Source organism: Vibrio ezurae NBRC 102218 (genome assembly GCF_000467185.1).
Lineage (GTDB): Bacteria > Pseudomonadota > Gammaproteobacteria > Enterobacterales > Vibrionaceae > Vibrio > Vibrio ezurae.
In genome coordinates this window covers 110,399-126,830 of record NZ_BATM01000037.1, presented here as the reverse complement: position 1 = coordinate 126,830, position 16,432 = coordinate 110,399, and the positions used below count along the sequence as shown (strand labels likewise).

Genomic DNA, 16,432 nt, shown 5'->3' with positions numbered 1-16,432 from the left:
CCTTAAACTGTTTGGCGAAAACTGGTTACACTTATTTTTCACTCGCAATTAAGCTTAGGTAAGTTGAAATAAGTTTGCGTCATGGATTGAATCAAACACGTGCTAAATTTCATAGAGGACGACGTACTATGGCGACGATGAAGGATGTTGCTGGGCTGGCTGGAGTATCAACGGCAACCGTATCAAGAGCATTAATGAACCCAGAAAAAGTCTCCTCTTCCACTCGCAAGCGAGTAGAAGAAGCCGTAATTGAATCTGGATATTGCCCTAGTACGATCATGCGTAGCATGAAACGCAATGAGTCAAAAACTCTTGTGGTTATTGTACCCGACCTCTGTGACCCGTATTTTGCCGAAATTATTCGAGGCATTGAAGCTGCAGCATCAAAACAAGGCTACCTTGTCCTGCACGGTGACAGCTCTCAACAAAAATGCCGAGATAATTCATTGGTCAATCTCGTCTATTCTAAACAAGCCGATGGGCTTATCTTACTGGGTACTGATTTACCCATTGATGCCAGTATTACCGAGCAAAAAAACCTTCCACCTATGGTTATGGCTTGTGAGTATGCACCTGAATTAGAGCTGCCCACAGTGCATATTGATAACCTGACAGCCTCTTTTCAAGCCGTTAACTATCTTGCCAAGCTTGGGCACAAACGCATTGGTGAAATTTGTGGCCCAGCCGATGCGCCTCTTTCCAGCTTCCGTAGCCAAGGGTTTCAGCAAGCTCTACGCCGTGCCGGGCTGAGTATTGATCTTAGCAACTCCGCAACGGGAGATTTCTCCTTCAAGTCAGGCGCTGCTGCATTACGTAAACTCATGAATGCCGGCTCCCCACCTAGCGCTATTTTTTGCCATAACGATATGATGGCGATTGGTGCAATCAAAGAAGCCAAAAATATGGGGCTTAGGGTCCCACAAGATATTTCTTTTATTGGCTTTGATAATATAGAGTTCTCAGAATACTGTGATCCCCCACTTACAACTGTCTCTCAACCCCGTTATGATATAGGCTATCAAGCCACTCAGATGTTGTTTGAGATACTCAGTGGCAACGAGATCAGTTCTGGCTCGCGATTATTGGAAACAGAACTGATCATTCGACAAAGTACCCTACCACCAAGTTATTAGGGTCTGTTATCTGAACGTTTTCTGCATTAACATAGAAAACGTGAGCAATGGAATAGATTAATTCGAGTGGCAAGAAAAGACTATGTAAAGGGTGGCCGTACGCAACCTAAAAAAACGCGTAAACCAGCCCCATCAAAACAATCCAAAAAACCTTGGAAGATGATCGTCTTTGCTGGCGCATTGATTGGTGCATTTAGCTATGGGTTATATTCCTTAAGCAAAACTCCAGAGCCTCAACAGCCAGTAGACGTTGACCTAACGGCAAAAGAGCAATCGACGGTAAATAAGAGCGCAGAAAACCTACCACCTCCTCCAGAAGAGCAGTGGGAATATGTGAAAACATTGCCTGAGCGTGAAATTAAAGTCGTCGCCAAAGAAGAGAAGCTGCCTAAAATACCTTACATAATGCAATGTGGCGCTTACCGCACTGTTGCGCAAGCCAAGTCGCGCAAAGTAGACATTGCTTTTCAAGGTATAAAAAGTGAAATACGACAAAGATCGGGTAGTCATTATCATCGTGTTATTCTAGGGCCTTACCCTCGTAAACGCGATGCCGTGCGAGATATGCACAAACTGCAACGTGCCAAAATTGAACCTTGTATGATCCAAAAAGATCCCGGTTACTAATCTAACAGCCTTGGTTAACATTATAACCAAGGCTGTTTTTCTTTGATTTGATTTACTATAAGCCTGCACTCCTCTCTACTGTCACCTTGAATTTGCCCACGTCCGTCCCCACTTCATTTTAATCTCACTGGTGAAATTAAAATTAGAAGGAAACCTCGTGACTACCATAGTATCCGTACGCCGAAACAATAAAGTCGTCATCGCTGGTGATGGACAAGTTTCTCTAGGCAACACTGTAATGAAAGGCAACGCACAGAAAGTTCGCCGACTCTACAACGACAAAGTACTTGCTGGTTTTGCTGGCGGTACCGCTGACGCATTCACCCTATTTGAGCGACTAGAAAGCAAGCTGCAAATGCACCAAGGCCATCTGACTCGCGCCGCTGTAGAGCTGGCTAAAGATTGGCGTAGCGACCGCGCCCTGCGTCGCCTAGAAGCACTGCTTGTGGTAGCCGATGACACCGCCTCTTTCATCATTACTGGTAATGGTGATGTTGTTCAACCTGAACACGACCTTGTTGCTATTGGTTCTGGTGGCAACTTTGCTCAAGCAGCCGCAACTGCATTACTAGAAAATACAGATCTAGACGCAAGAGAGATTGCAGAAAAAGCTCTCAAGATCGCAGGCGATATCTGTGTATTTACTAACCATCATCACACTATTGATGAACTTGAGTACTAAGGAATTAATATGTCTGAGATGACTCCTCGTGAAATCGTACATGAACTGAACCGACACATCATCGGTCAAGACAATGCCAAGCGTTCTGTAGCTATTGCTCTGCGTAACCGCTGGCGCCGCATGCAATTAGACGAAGATTTGCGCGCTGAAGTAACACCAAAAAATATCCTAATGATCGGCCCAACAGGCGTGGGTAAAACAGAAATTGCTCGTCGTCTGGCAAAACTGGCCAACGCACCTTTTATGAAAGTGGAAGCGACAAAATTCACCGAAGTGGGCTATGTAGGTAAAGAAGTCGAAACCATCATTCGCGACTTGACCGAAGTTGCAGTGAAGATGACTCACCAACAAGCGACAGAAAAAGTAAAATTCCGCGCTGAAGAACAAGCCGAAGAACGCATTCTCGATGCCTTATTGCCACCGGCACGCGATGCATGGGGTGAAAACGAAAAGCCACAAGATACCAGCTCAAATACTCGTCAAATCTTCCGTAAAAAACTGCGTGAAGGCAAACTGGACGACAAAGAAATTGATATCGAAGTTGCCGCACCACAAATGGGCGTAGAAATCATGTCACCTCCTGGCATGGAAGAGATGACTAACCAGCTACAAGGGATGTTCCAAAACCTTGCCGGTAATACTAAGAAAAGCCGTAAGCTGAAAATTAAAGAAGCATTCAAAGCGTTAGTTGAAGAAGAAGCCGCTAAGCTGGTCAACCAAGAAGAGCTTAAAGAAGACGCTATCTTCAACGTTGAAAACAACGGCATCGTTTTCATCGACGAATTCGATAAGATCTGTAAACGCGGTGAAAGCTCAGGCCCTGACGTATCTCGTGAAGGTGTGCAACGTGACTTGTTGCCACTGATTGAAGGCAGCACAGTATCGACCAAACACGGCATGGTAAAAACTGACCATATCTTGTTTATCGCCTCGGGTGCATTCCAAGTGGCTAAGCCTTCCGACCTTATCCCTGAGTTGCAAGGTCGCTTGCCGATCCGTGTAGAGTTAGAAGCACTTTCAAGCCATGACTTTGAGCGCATTCTAACTGAGCCTAGAGCGTCTTTGACTGAGCAATATGTTGCCCTTCTAAAAACCGAAGATGTGAATGTAGAATTTACCGAAGATGGCATCAAGCATATCGCTGAAGCCGCATGGCAGGTAAATGAAACTACTGAAAATATCGGTGCGCGTCGCTTATATACTGTGATGGAACGTCTAATGGATGAAATCTCTTATGACGCCACTGAAAAGTCAGGCTCTGAACTTAAAATTGATGCTAGCTATGTTGAAAGTAAACTAGGTAAGCTGGTTGAAGATGAAGATTTGAGTCGCTTTATTCTGTAGCTCGAAATCCTTCAAGTTGGCTATCAAAAATAGAAAAGGCGCTCAAAATGAGCGCCTTTTATCGTATTTAATATCGAAAGCAATTAATCACTGCCGAATAAATCGCGAGTGTAAACCTTCTCTGCTACGTCCTTGATCTCTTCGACCATACGGTTAGACACAATCACATCAGATACTGCTTTAAACTCTTCTAGGTCGCGAATATTACGTGAGTTAAAGAAGTGCTCTTCTTGCAACACAGGTTCATAAACAACCACTTCAATGCCTTTAGCTTTCAAGCGCTTCATAATGCCTTGAATAGAAGAAGCACGGAAGTTATCGGAACCCGCTTTCATGATAAGACGGTAAATCCCAACAATCTTAGGGCTACGCTTAATGATAGAGTCAGCAATAAAGTCTTTACGAGTACGGTTAGCATCAACGATTGCACCAATAATATTATTTGGCACTTCCTGATAGTTAGCTAATAACTGCTTAGTATCTTTAGGTAAACAGTAACCGCCATAACCAAAGGAAGGGTTATTGTAGTGATTACCAATGCGTGGGTCTAAGCCTACACCTTCAATAATTTGACGAGAATCTAAGCCAATAGCTTCAGCGTAAGAATCCAACTCATTAAAGTAAGCAACACGTAGTGCTAAGTACGTATTTGAAAATAGCTTAACGGCTTCGGCTTCTGTTGAATCAGTAAACAAAACATCGATATTTTCTTTTTGCGCACCTTCAACCAATAGGCCAGCAAAAGTTTCAGCACGTTCACTGCGCTCACCAACAATAATGCGCGATGGGTACAAGTTATCGTACAAAGCTCGACCTTCACGCAGGAATTCAGGTGAGAAGATAATATTGTCACAGCCAAACTCTTGCTTAATGCGAGCAGTATAACCTACTGGGACTGTTGACTTAATCACCATAACCGCTTGCGGGTTAATCGCCATGACATCTTTAATGACCGCTTCTACTGACGAAGTATTGAAATAATTCGTTTGCGGGTCATAATCAGTTGGCGTTGCAATCACAACAAACTTAGCGTCTTTGTATGCCAGTTCTTTATCCAACGTCGCCACAAAATTCAGTTCTTTCTCGGCAAGAAACTGCTCTATCTCTACATCTGCAATTGGAGATTTTTTCTTATTTAGCAGTTCAACCTTCTCAGGGATGATATCCACTGCAACCACTTCATTGTGCTGTGCGAGCAACACTGAGTTTGACAAGCCTACGTAGCCTGTTCCTGCGATAGCTATTTTCATGCTTTTTCTCTTAAATTAATTATCTTCTTTGCGGCCAAAGGCAAAACGGACTAGAACAATACCCACACCAAACATACCGCCAAACAGAACACCTAATACTGCAATAAGAGCTCGCTTCGGCGCATCACGATTAATCGGTTGTTCTACATCTTCAATAAAACGATATGATTTAAAGTCGATATTTTCATCAATAGACAACTTACTTAATAAATCTAATTTGGCATCAATCTGTTGTAACCTTGGCTCAATTACGGCTAAGTTTTTAACGCTCTCCAAAGCCGTTATTTTAGCCTTGATCGCTTTCGCCCCTAAGTTTATGGCAAATAATTCTTTATCACCTAAATTCTGAACAGGTGAGTTCACTGATGCCGCTTTAGCAATATCATACGCATATTTAGCGCGCTGCAACTCAACACTTAAAACCTGCTTTGCTTGAGATTCTAAAATGGTTTTCTGTTGCTGTAATTGCACTTGTTTGGCATCTAATGTCGCTTGTAGGTTTCTAAATGCATCAGCTTTTACTTTCTTTTCGATCATTGCAACATAGTCATTCAGAAGCTTGTAGCTATCTAACTGAGTGGTCGCTTGCAATGATAAGCTGTACTCATCACGACGCTCTGCAGGCGATGCCGAAATTTTTTGATACCACTCACTATATAGGCGTCTTTGTTGTGCGTCAGTATCCACATCAGCGTCTTGTTCAAGTTGTTCTTTAAACGCTAAAAACGTTTCATTGTTATCAAAAAAGGTTTTCTTATTTGCTGTTGCATTAAATGAACGCACAAACTGTGCAAATATCTGACTTGGATTAACAAGGTTATCCAGTTCTTTGCTGATTCGCACCGTACCATCATCTTGATAAGTATCAAAAATTGGCTGAAAAGACTTTACTTGCTGACGATAGATTGCAAAATCATTAACTTGCGGTTCAACAATTTTTGCTTTAGAACTCCACCACTCTTGCGCATTCAGTGCATACACTACAGCCACACATGCAAAAATAAAGGTAGAGATGATAATAAGAAACTTGCCCTTCCAGAGCGCTACAAATAAATCACGAAGATCGATTTCATCATCTTGATAATGAGCATCCACGGCAGGAGACTGATTGGATGATGTCGGGTGGTTAGATTGATTCAAGTTCATTCCTCTATAACTTTATCTTATCGTTTCTACGGGAGTCATAACCAACACCAATAAGCTAGGCGATTGATCATTCGCATTACATTTAAGTTTCTCATAAATCGAGCTTTAATTCCCTAGATTTTAGTTCCTTGTTATACTCAGGAATAGTTGAATTTGAAGGAAAATACAAAATGATCATAGTAACCGGTGGCGCTGGAATGATTGGCAGCAATATTGTTAAGGCTCTAAATGACAAGGGCATTAATGATATTCTAGTGGTTGACAACCTCAAAGATGGCAAGAAATTTGTCAATCTTGTTGACCTTGATATCACCGACTACATGGATCGCGATGATTTTCTCACTCAAATCATGGCTGGCGATGACTTCGGTCCAATCGATGCGATATTCCACGAAGGTGCTTGCTCGGCAACAACGGAATGGGATGGCAAGTATATGATGTTGAATAACTATGAATATTCAAAAGAGTTACTTCACTACTGTCTAGAACGACAAATCCCATTTTTATACGCTTCATCAGCGGCAACCTATGGCGAAACAAACACCTTCATTGAAGAAAAGCAGTATGAAGGCGCTTTAAATGTGTATGGCTATTCAAAACAACAGTTTGATAACTATGTTCGTCGACTCGTTGAAGATGCCAAAGCACACAACGAAACATTGTCGCAAATTACCGGCTTCCGATATTTCAATGTATACGGTCCTAGAGAACAGCATAAAGGCTCAATGGCTTCTGTAGCGTTTCATCTGAACAATCAATTGAATGCAGGTGAGAATGCCAAACTGTTTGCGGGTAGCGAACACTTTAAGCGTGATTTTGTTTATGTGGGCGACGTAGCCGCGGTAAACCTTTGGTTCTTAGAAAATGAAGTATCTGGTATTTTCAACTTAGGTACAGGTAATGCTGAATCTTTCAATGAAGTCGCAAAAGCTGTCATCAAACACCATCAAAAAGGACAAGTAGAAACGATTCCTTTCCCTGAACATTTAAAGGGCGCATATCAAGAATACACTCAAGCCGATCTTACAAAACTAAGAGCAGCAGGCTGTGACCACACCTTTAAATCAGTGGCTCAAGGTGTTGCTGAGTATCTAGATATCATCAATAAGTAGCTGCACAATGAAAGAAACTCGCAATGATTTTGATCCTAAAGCCTATAACCCAGAGTTTAAATGGTGCTTTCTTGCGCCAAAATTCTGGAGCACTTGGCTTGGGATACTATTTTCTATTCCATTTAGTTTTTTACCGATTGCATTACATCGCAAGTTGGCTTCTTATGCAGCTAGAAGAATCAGCTCAAAAAGTCGTGGTCAAGCACAGCGAGCAAGAGTAAACCTTAGCTATTGCTATCCAGAAATGCCAAGCACTAAAAGAGAAGAAATAATTTCTCAAATGCTGACCACTGCAGGAACGTATTTAATGCGTTTTCCTCTGCTTACGCTACGTAGTCGAAAGTGGTTAGACAAAAATACCATTGTAAATGGTCTCGAGCATTTCACTGCACTTAAAGAAGATAAGCAAAATGTCATCTTCTTGGTTCCTCATACTTGGTCTGTCGACGTATTCGCCATGTTATTGGCTTCCAAAGGATACCCAATGTGTACCATGGTCAAGAGCCAAAAAAATCAGCTGAGCGAATGGGCAATGTCCAAACAACGTAAACATTATGGCGGTCGCCTTTATGAACGTTCAGGGGGCATAAAACCCTTTATAAAAGCGGTTAATGATGGGTATACCGGGTATTTTTTACCTGACCAAGATCATGGTCCAAACAAAAGTGTCTTTGTGGATTTCTGCGCCACTACCAAAGCTACCCTACCTGTTATGGGTTTCTTAGCAAAAGCGACGAAATCGAAGATTATTCCACTCTGGACTGAATTTAATACTGAAAGCGGAAAGTTTGAAATCGATGTATATCCCGCATTAGCTGATTTTCCAACTGATTCTCCAGAAAATGATGCTTTAGCTATGAACCGATTTATAGCACAGTGCTGTGAAGATAAACCCGAGCAGTATATGTGGAACTTAAAGCTACTACTTTCCCAGCAAGATGGGACATATATTTACGACAATCCTGTGAGCAATTAATCTCAATGAAAAAAATACTAATAATTGGTCCTTCTTGGGTAGGTGATATGGTGATGAGCCAGTCGCTTTATCGTACGTTAAAAGAGCAAAACCCTGACGCTATTATCGATGTACTCGCACCCGCATGGTGTAAACCAATATTATCTCGTATGCCAGAGGTTAATCAGGCTATTGAAATGCCTCTAGCACATGGTGAGTTTAAGCTAGCTCAAAGGTACAAAATCGGAAAAAGCTTACGCTCTAATCAATATACCCATGCTTATGTTCTACCAAACTCAGCGAAATCAGCTCTTATTCCTTTTTTTGCCAGAATCCCACAACGAATTGGCTGGAAGGGTGAAAGTAGATTTGGACTACTCAATGATATTCGACTAAACAAACAATCTTTTACTTTTATGTCTGAAAGATATGTTGCTTTAGCTCACCCTAAGCAACAAATGAACAATTCAAGCAGTCTTGGTGGATTAAGCAATATACTCTGGCCTCAATTAGAGATAGATAAAAACCAAGTACTAGAAACAACAACAAAATTCAGCTTAAGTACCGAATCAAAAGTTATAGGGCTATGCCCAGGAGCAGAATTTGGTCCGGCAAAGAAATGGCCAACAAAGCACTATGCCGAGTTAGCAACTCAATTATTAGCAAACGGTTATAATGTCTGGCTATTTGGATCTAACAAAGATGCAGAAACAACATCAGAAATACTTCAAAAACAAAGTTTAGAATACAAAAATAATATCGTAGATTTAGCTGGTAAAACATCTTTAGAAGAAGCTATTGATTTGCTATCAGTATGCCAATATGTTGTAAGCAATGATTCAGGTTTAATGCATGTATCAGCAGCTGTTGGTTGTCATGTTATCGGTATTTATGGTTCGACATCTCCAGACTACACTCCGCCGTTAACTAATAAACTAGATATCGTAAATACAGATATTGAGTGTAGACCATGCTTTAAAAGGGAATGCCCTCTTCATCACTTAAAGTGTCTAAATGAAATATCTCCAACATCAATTGTAGAAAGAATTATTAATGATTAATCTATATTTAATAACAAGTTTTTTCTGTTTTATTATTCCAGCTACAATTCTGGCTTATGGAAAGAGTTATTCGTATACAATAATCCCATTTATGATCATTGGTCTCATAAGTCTATATTGGTGTGATAAGAATAAATTTGATAAGAAAGCTAAAATTATAGCATTCAGTTTCAGTGCATATTTTTTTTGTACTCTTGCATCACTGTTAATTCTAAAAGGTGATTATGGAAACCTTGACGCTCCTAGTAGAGCACTATTAATTATACCTTCCTTTATCCTACTACTTAGCTTCAAACCAAATAAAAAAGCTTTATCTTGGGGACTAGCGATTGGTTCTGCAATTGCAGGGAGCATTGCTCTTTATCAAAACTTCGTGCTAGATGTTCGCCCTTTTAATCAAATATGGCGATTTATGGTAATACAATCAGGAAATATAGCTATGAGCATGGGCCTCTTTTCCACTGTATGGGCCTGCCACCTGATAAAAGAGAAACGTAATCCTTTACTCATATTTCTTGCTTTTGTTTGTGCTGGAATGGGGATACTTGCTAGCTTACTATCTGGAGCTAGAGGAGGATGGGTAATTAGTCCATTCATCTTATTTATGATTTATTTAATCTTCAACCATTTAATTCACCTCAAAACTAAAGTAGTAATAGTAATAACTATGCTCGTTATAGGGTACCTTAGCTATCCTATGGTTGAAGACAGAGTTGAAAGAGCCTCCAATGATATCCATAAATATGTATCTGGAGACGCCTCATACTCCTCTGTAGGTGTGAGATTCGAAATGTGGAAGGGAGGAGCACATGCGTTTCTAAATAATCCACTTTTTGGTACTGGTTATGAACAAAGAAATCAAAGTAAACTGGATGCTATAAAAGATGGCTGGGCGACTAAGAATATCCTTCGTCACTCACGATTACATAACAATTATATAGAAGAAGCATCCATTAAAGGTATTATAGGAATTACTGTTTTACTAATTTTCTTTTGTGGTCCTCTATATGTATTCATTCGAGATTATCGAGATAATAGAAATATATATTCATACTTAGGTATTATACATATCATCTCTGTCATGAGTTATTGTTTAACACAAAACTTTATCAATCATCATTCTGGCATGTTATTTTACATCATGTTTACCATTATATTCTATAGCTATAGTAAGCACTATTCAGAGGAACGAATATGAATATCCTAATTTGTAGTTCTTACAACAATAATTGGCATGCCGTACGCCCTGAAGCTGAGGTATTTATAGAATTAGCAAAACAGGGACACAATATAACTATCGCGACACAAGGCGATGCAGAGTATTGTGAACGTTTCACAGAGTTTGGCATAAAAGTAGTCGATGCTTATCCAAGTAAAAAGATATGTTTGCGTACTATTCGACACTTAAAAAAAGTAATAGAGCAAAATAATATTGATATCTGTTACGCATTAAACTCCAAAACTATTCCGAATGCAGCATTTGCATGTATCGGTTCTAAAGCAAAACTCATTGCATATAGAGGTACTACGGGTGGCCTCTATCGCCATGATCCCTCTGCCTATCTAACAATATTACATCCACGAGTTGATGGAGTAATCTGTGTCAGTGAAGCCGTAAGACAAGATGTTTTGACTAAGGTTTGGAAAAATAAAGATCAAGTTGTTACGATTTATAAAGGTCACGATATAAACTGGTATGATACTTCTTCAGCGTCTAGAGATGAGTTTAATATCCCATCAACCAGCAAAATTGGCATATGTGTCGCTAACTCCAGACCCTCTAAAGGGGTTCAAGTCTTACTTGAAGCGGTAAAAGAAATCAACGACCCTAATTTTCATTTGCTGCTTGTAGGAAATGGAATGGAAACACTTCAGGCAATAGCAAAACAAAGCAAAATGTCTGAACGAATTCACTTTTTAGGCTTTAGAAAAGACATATCAAACCTTATGGCCATGTCGGACTTTCAGATTCAGCCATCGATTAGTGGAGAAGGGTTACCCAAAACTATTATTGAAGCAATGGTGGTTTCTAAACCTTCAATCGTCACAACTGCCGGCGGTTCTGCTGAACTGATCATAAATAATAGTAATGGCATTGTCGTTGATACAGGTGATCAACAAGCTTTAACCCAAGCAATTGAGCAGTTTTTAGAGCCGAACGTAGATCTTATTACTATGGGGAAAAAGTCAAAACAAAAAATGGAAGCTGAATTCAGCCTGCAGAAGAGTGTATCGGACCATATAAAGTATTTCTCTCAACTACTAAATTAGAATTCAAAAGTATTCGGTTTATAGAGAGGAAGCTCTCCCGTGAGCTTCTTCTCTGATAGTTTTGCAATAAACTCATTAAGTTTAATATCTGCCGCAAAATCCAGGCACTGATGTAAATCATAATTCCACCATTGTAGCTCCATTAAAGCCTCGACTTGCTTTTCGGGAAACCTCATCTTAATTTTTCGAGCAGGTACACCACCAACAATAGAATACGGTTCCACATCACTGGTAACGACAGCATTTGCTGCTATTACTGCACCATCTCCAATACGGATTCCTGGTTTAAGTATGACATTGGAAGCTATCCATACATCATTACCTATCGTTGTATCTGGTTGCTGAGGAGTGGCGACTGTTTTTAAATGTTTAAGGCCCAGAAACCCTTTATCATAAGTAATGGGAGATGAAGTAAATCTTTCTATTGGGTGACTAGCCCCCATGAACTCCACATCATTCGCTATTGATGTATAGCGACCTACCGTTAAGTTTCCATGAGTGATTAATTTAGAATGTGAATAAGAAAAAGCCCCCATACTCCAAAGGCGCTCTCCTTGGAAAAAAGCAACGTTTTCTTCTATAACTACAATATTTTTAGGTACGATAAAACGTTTATACAAAGACCATTTTGGTACTTGAATATTAAGCTTAGAGAAATGTCTTTTCTTTGTTGGACTAAATAACAATTTTCGGCGAGACATACTTCCCTCAACACTACTCTAAAGATCGAACTTTATTGTATAATACCGTATACATAAAGAGTAGAGCGAATAAGAAATGTCGACAATTGGTATACTTTTAATCACTAAAAATGCCGGAAAAACGTTACGAGAATGTCTAGAATCGGTTTCTGGATGGACTGATGATATCGCAATACTCGATTCAGGAAGTACCGACGACACCCTTAGCATAGCAAGAGAGTATACTAGCAATATCCAGAGTAAGCATGACTGGGAGGGATTTGGTATACAACGACAAGTCGCCCAAACATACCTTACAACTGATTGGGTATTAGCGATCGATTCTGACGAAGTCGTTAGTGATCAACTAAAAAATTCAATTCAAAATGTCATCAAGCAATCCGATCTTAATACCTGCTATTCAATAAATCGACTTACTTGGGCATTTGGTAAATTTATCCGTCATTCAGGCTGGTATCCAGACAGAATTGTTCGTCTTTATCCAAGAACATTAACAACTTATAATGATGCACAAGTTCATGAAAAAGTAGAGCTTCCTAAGGGGCATAAGGTTATCGAATTGGAAGGAGATCTATTGCACTTCACTATTGATAGTTTGTCTCAGTATACTTCAAAAACAAATCTATATATCAAATCATGGGCAGATCAAAGAGAAGGCAAAAAGCGTTCAAGTCTAGGAAAAGCGATATCACATGCATTTTTTAGGTTTATAAAAATGTACATTTTAAAGCTTGGATTCCTAGATGGAAAACATGGACTACTGCTCGCGATACTAAGCGCAAACACCGTATTTACTCGTTATGCTGATTTGTGGGTCAGAGAAGAGTCCAAAAAAGATAAAGCACAATCATAAGCTAAAATAGTTTCATTACTTCAATAGCTTACCTGCGCCCCTCAAGACTTCTGTAACTTTAAGTTCTGACGGGGTGTCATGATGAATAATATCCCAAACTTTCCCTCCTTGCGGGAAAGTTCGATGTGGCTCTCCCGGTAAAAATAAACCTAAAACAGGGGTATTGAATGACGATGCTAAATGTAATGGACCAGAATCATGGCCAATAAATAATGATGCATTAGGTAGCAGTTCAATAGCAGATTGAAAATCATTGTTTGATAATACATCAGAGAATTCATCACTCTCTAATCTATCTGCGTATTCAAGTCTAAGAGTATTCAATTCACGACTACTACCAAACCAAATTACTTTAAATTTATGTCTCAATTCATCTGCAACACTTAACCAAACATCCATCTTCGCACAACGCTCTACAGCCCCTGCAAAAGGATGAAGAATGATATATTTGCCATTGAAAGTATAACTGTTGTTACATACTAATTGATATCTAGGTGACATTACATCTATTGACAATGGTGTAAGAAAATTAGCAATTGACGTCATAACAGGTACATCTGAAGAATAATTTTCTACAACATCAGTGAGAAACCAGTTATTTTTTTTAGCCTTTAATCCAATAGTTTTATTTATACCAATTAATCTAGAAAAAAATGATGGGCGCCAAGATTTAGATGTATTAATTACCACATCATAATCGTTTTTCCTGAGTGCCATAAACATTTTAACAAAATCTATAAAACTACCTTTATCATTTTTATTCCTTGCCCAATAAGGTTTTACTTTATAAATGGAATCTATACTAGGGATCATCGTAACAACAGTTTCAGTATACGATTTACATAAAAAATCCACCTTAGAGTTAGGGTGTTTTTCTTTTATTTCCTTAGAAAGTAACGATGTAAAAACCACATCACCAATATTATCAAGGCTAATGAGTAAAACTTTCAAGATAATCCCCTAAAATATTTTCTCTTATATATATTAAATATTGTTTCCAAAGATCTAGGATATATATAACATAGTCTTGCAATATGTATTCTAGCCAGATAAAAAAAGTCTATTTCAACTTTGTAATCCCGATAACTATATTTCTTGTAAAGTAACTCCCACTCAAAAAATTGGTAATGCGAACATTTTCCTTTTAACTTTGAAACCCTAGTATTTCCTTTAAATTTACTAGGTAGACCTAATCCTAGCTGAGTTTCACCTAAAATAATCAAATTATTAGCAATAAATTCTTCAGAGATTTTAGTACCGACTATGCTTTTATCATGAAGGTGCTTTAAATCAAATTTCTCACCTATTTTCTTCAATGATTTTAAAACAAATAGCTGAGTACAATCAACAAGATGATATGGATCAGAAGCATCGAAGGGGAGCGCCTGTGAAGGTATGTAGTCTTTTTCTAATGGTAAATCCCATAAAGATAATAGATCAGAGGTTAATCCAAAATAGAAAAAGTCACTAATATGCAGTGGAACAGATAACCCCTTCGCAAACTTGCGGGTAAAAATATCAGAAACAACAACTCTTTGATTAAAGTAACGATGAGCATCACCAAATACATCATATTTCTTCTGATATTCAACAAAATCATTATTTGTTAAATAATTGTCACTTCTCAACTTTACTGCATATTTAGTTTTTACTTTTTTTAATCCTTCCGCAGTAGAGACAATTTGTCTATTATTATTAAAATAGTGTGGGCTTCCATCTCTATTATACTGTCTAATGTTGTGTCCTGGATCTTGGCATAAAACCAACTCATCATAGTCTAAACCATCTAAGTCTTGATCATACCATGTTGATAATATTATTTTAGCTCCTGGTAAATGCTCCCTCACTGAACGTAAACAACGTTGAGTTATACCTTCCTCTTGGTTTCTATCAACAAGAGCCTGTACTGGACCTTGAACTACAACACTAATATCTTTAAACATAATAAATCATCAAACAAAATCATACTGTCACAATATATGAGCAGTAATAAATATAATAGGCATCGTCTTAACTTTAATTTCTAAAAATCATATCAAGCTACTATGATAATACCCTATAAAGAAAAACCATCATTATACTATAGCCAGAGACTAGGATATTTCACCTCTGGTGATTTTTCTATAAACTGTGATCTAAGCGGTGATTTTCATCTTGACTACAATAGTAATCATCCGCTTAGCGCTAATAACCTTCTTACAGTGCCCTATATATTGTCATATATTTTTGGGCTGTATTTTCAATGCGAAATTCTTCTAGGCTACTCTCTATATTATCAATAAGTTGTTGTTTTAATTCGTTTTCATTCAGAACCAGCTGTACTTTCTCCGCCAAAGACTTCGCATCACCAATATCAACGAGAAAGCCATTAATACCGTCATCAATAATGTCAGGTATCCCACCAGCTCTTGTTGCGATAACAGGTAAGTGGCAGTGAAGGGCTTCTAAAATCACCGAACCTAACCCTTCGCTATAAGCTGGATGTATCATCAGATCTGCTGCTGAAAACCAGTCTCCCATATTCGATTGCTTACCCACAAAACAGACATTGGAAAGGTGACTCGCTTGGATCTCTAACGCTGCTTTCATACGGCCGTCACCGAGGAAAACAAATTGAATCTCTGGCGCTGTTTTCTCTACTATTTCAGCTGCTTTAATCGATACATCAAAACCTTTGTGCTCATACATATTTGCAGCTTGAATAACTAAAGCTCTGTTGCCAAAACGAGCTTTTATATCCTGAATCTTGCGTGTATCCGATGGGTAATCAATTGGAGAGCTAGGAATTTTTTCGATTTTAGTCTCTGTGCTAACTTTTTTTAGCTGCTGACAAATTGCCGTGCTTAAGCCAACTAAGGCTGCGGCTTTACGATACTGGCGATATGATTTACTTTTTAAAGGATTATCAATTCTTCTCGTTATTATGTACGGAGTTTTACTTAACAAATTCTGTATATAAGCCCAATGCACTGCTTTTCCATCATGTACATGAATAACATCAAAATGTTCACTTTTCACTTGAAGATGAGCATTCCAAAATTTCTTCGCTGCAAAAACTTTGCACCCTAACGCTTTTACTTCTGAAAAAAATGGGCTGTAAGGGTTTGCAACTACACTCAGCTTGACACCCAATTTCAACTGCTGCTTTATCATTTCAAGGGTTTGTCGTTCTCCACCACTAAAGCCTGACGCTAAGTTGACGTGACATATATGCAAAGTCTGTACTCCATCTAAACTGACTTATGTAAGCCTACAATGGCTAAATTGATACCGTATTCATACTTCCCTGATAGTGAG

General features: G+C 38.9%; 16 protein-coding genes. 10 read left to right on the top strand and 6 right to left on the bottom strand.

Annotated elements, in window-relative coordinates:
- Positions 1 to 128 precede the first annotated feature (128 nt).
- The 4 genes from cytR to hslU all read left to right on the top strand — a co-directional run bounded on the left by cytR (position 129) and on the right by hslU (position 3,786).
- Complete coding sequence (cytR, locus tag VEZ01S_RS11745) at positions 129 to 1,133, top strand: DNA-binding transcriptional regulator CytR (protein ID WP_021714264.1); 1,005 nt, start codon at positions 129 to 131, stop codon at positions 1,131 to 1,133.
- Positions 1,134 to 1,199: 66 nt separating this feature from the next.
- A complete protein-coding gene (locus VEZ01S_RS11740) occupies positions 1,200 to 1,760 on the top strand; it encodes an SPOR domain-containing protein (RefSeq protein ID WP_021714263.1) in 561 nt (186 codons plus the stop codon).
- 157 nt (positions 1,761 to 1,917) lie between these two features.
- Positions 1,918 to 2,442, top strand: a complete 525-nt coding sequence (gene hslV / locus VEZ01S_RS11735) for an ATP-dependent protease subunit HslV (protein ID WP_021714262.1) — start codon at positions 1,918 to 1,920, stop codon at positions 2,440 to 2,442.
- Positions 2,443 to 2,451: 9 nt separating this feature from the next.
- Positions 2,452 to 3,786, top strand: a complete 1,335-nt coding sequence (hslU, locus tag VEZ01S_RS11730) for an ATP-dependent protease ATPase subunit HslU (RefSeq protein ID WP_021714261.1) — start codon at positions 2,452 to 2,454, stop codon at positions 3,784 to 3,786.
- Between the two features lie 83 nt (positions 3,787 to 3,869).
- Here the strand turns inward: hslU and VEZ01S_RS11725 are convergent, their stop codons facing one another.
- A complete protein-coding gene (locus VEZ01S_RS11725; RefSeq protein WP_021714260.1) occupies positions 3,870 to 5,036 on the bottom strand; it encodes a nucleotide sugar dehydrogenase in 1,167 nt (388 codons plus the stop codon).
- A gap of 15 nt (positions 5,037 to 5,051) precedes the next feature.
- Entirely contained in the window at positions 5,052 to 6,182 is a 1,131-nt protein-coding gene (locus VEZ01S_RS11720; protein ID WP_021714259.1) for an LPS O-antigen chain length determinant protein WzzB, read from the bottom strand.
- Positions 6,183 to 6,352: 170 nt separating this feature from the next.
- Between VEZ01S_RS11720 and rfaD the strand changes: the two genes are divergently transcribed.
- From rfaD to VEZ01S_RS11695, 5 genes are read left to right on the top strand one after another with little or no spacing between them, the layout of a single operon-like run.
- The gene (gene rfaD, locus VEZ01S_RS11715; protein ID WP_021714258.1) at positions 6,353 to 7,294 is read left to right on the top strand and encodes an ADP-glyceromanno-heptose 6-epimerase; all 942 of its coding nucleotides are present in this window, start codon (positions 6,353 to 6,355) and stop codon (positions 7,292 to 7,294) included.
- Positions 7,295 to 7,301: 7 nt separating this feature from the next.
- The gene (gene lpxM, locus VEZ01S_RS11710; RefSeq protein WP_021714257.1) at positions 7,302 to 8,270 is read left to right on the top strand and encodes a lauroyl-Kdo(2)-lipid IV(A) myristoyltransferase; all 969 of its coding nucleotides are present in this window, start codon (positions 7,302 to 7,304) and stop codon (positions 8,268 to 8,270) included.
- 5 nt (positions 8,271 to 8,275) lie between these two features.
- Positions 8,276 to 9,310 carry a lipopolysaccharide heptosyltransferase II gene (gene waaF / locus VEZ01S_RS11705; RefSeq protein ID WP_021714256.1) on the top strand — a complete coding sequence of 345 codons (1,035 nt, stop codon included), beginning with the start codon at positions 8,276 to 8,278 and terminating at the stop codon, positions 9,308 to 9,310.
- The gene (locus VEZ01S_RS11700) at positions 9,303 to 10,508 is read left to right on the top strand and encodes an O-antigen ligase family protein (protein ID WP_021714255.1); all 1,206 of its coding nucleotides are present in this window, start codon (positions 9,303 to 9,305) and stop codon (positions 10,506 to 10,508) included. The genes waaF and VEZ01S_RS11700 overlap by 8 nt, the downstream gene beginning before the upstream one ends.
- Positions 10,505 to 11,581 carry a glycosyltransferase family 4 protein gene (locus VEZ01S_RS11695; RefSeq protein ID WP_021714254.1) on the top strand — a complete coding sequence of 359 codons (1,077 nt, stop codon included), beginning with the start codon at positions 10,505 to 10,507 and terminating at the stop codon, positions 11,579 to 11,581. The genes VEZ01S_RS11700 and VEZ01S_RS11695 overlap by 4 nt, the downstream gene beginning before the upstream one ends.
- Here VEZ01S_RS11695 and VEZ01S_RS17030 read toward each other — a convergent pair.
- Positions 11,578 to 12,282 carry a CatB-related O-acetyltransferase gene (locus VEZ01S_RS17030; protein ID WP_021714253.1) on the bottom strand — a complete coding sequence of 235 codons (705 nt, stop codon included), beginning with the start codon at positions 12,280 to 12,282 and terminating at the stop codon, positions 11,578 to 11,580. The genes VEZ01S_RS11695 and VEZ01S_RS17030 overlap by 4 nt on opposite strands.
- Before the next feature lie 76 nt (positions 12,283 to 12,358).
- Here VEZ01S_RS17030 and VEZ01S_RS11685 point away from each other — a divergent pair, with 76 nt between their 5' ends.
- On the top strand, positions 12,359 to 13,135 hold the full coding sequence (locus tag VEZ01S_RS11685) for a glycosyltransferase family 2 protein (RefSeq protein ID WP_021714252.1): 777 nt from the start codon (positions 12,359 to 12,361) through the stop codon (positions 13,133 to 13,135).
- Between the two features lie 15 nt (positions 13,136 to 13,150).
- On the opposite strand, the gene VEZ01S_RS11680 is transcribed toward VEZ01S_RS11685, so the two are convergent.
- The 3 genes from VEZ01S_RS11680 to VEZ01S_RS11670 all read right to left on the bottom strand — a co-directional run bounded on the left by VEZ01S_RS11680 (position 13,151) and on the right by VEZ01S_RS11670 (position 16,351).
- Entirely contained in the window at positions 13,151 to 14,086 is a 936-nt protein-coding gene (locus VEZ01S_RS11680; protein ID WP_021714251.1) for a glycosyltransferase family 9 protein, read from the bottom strand.
- Positions 14,083 to 15,078: a WavE lipopolysaccharide synthesis family protein gene (locus VEZ01S_RS11675; protein ID WP_021714250.1), complete on the bottom strand. Its 996-nt coding sequence runs from the start codon at positions 15,076 to 15,078 to the stop codon at positions 14,083 to 14,085. The genes VEZ01S_RS11680 and VEZ01S_RS11675 overlap by 4 nt, the downstream gene beginning before the upstream one ends.
- 253 nt (positions 15,079 to 15,331) lie before the next feature.
- A complete protein-coding gene (locus tag VEZ01S_RS11670; RefSeq protein WP_021714249.1) occupies positions 15,332 to 16,351 on the bottom strand; it encodes a glycosyltransferase family 4 protein in 1,020 nt (339 codons plus the stop codon).
- Between the last annotated feature and the right edge of the window lie 81 nt (positions 16,352 to 16,432).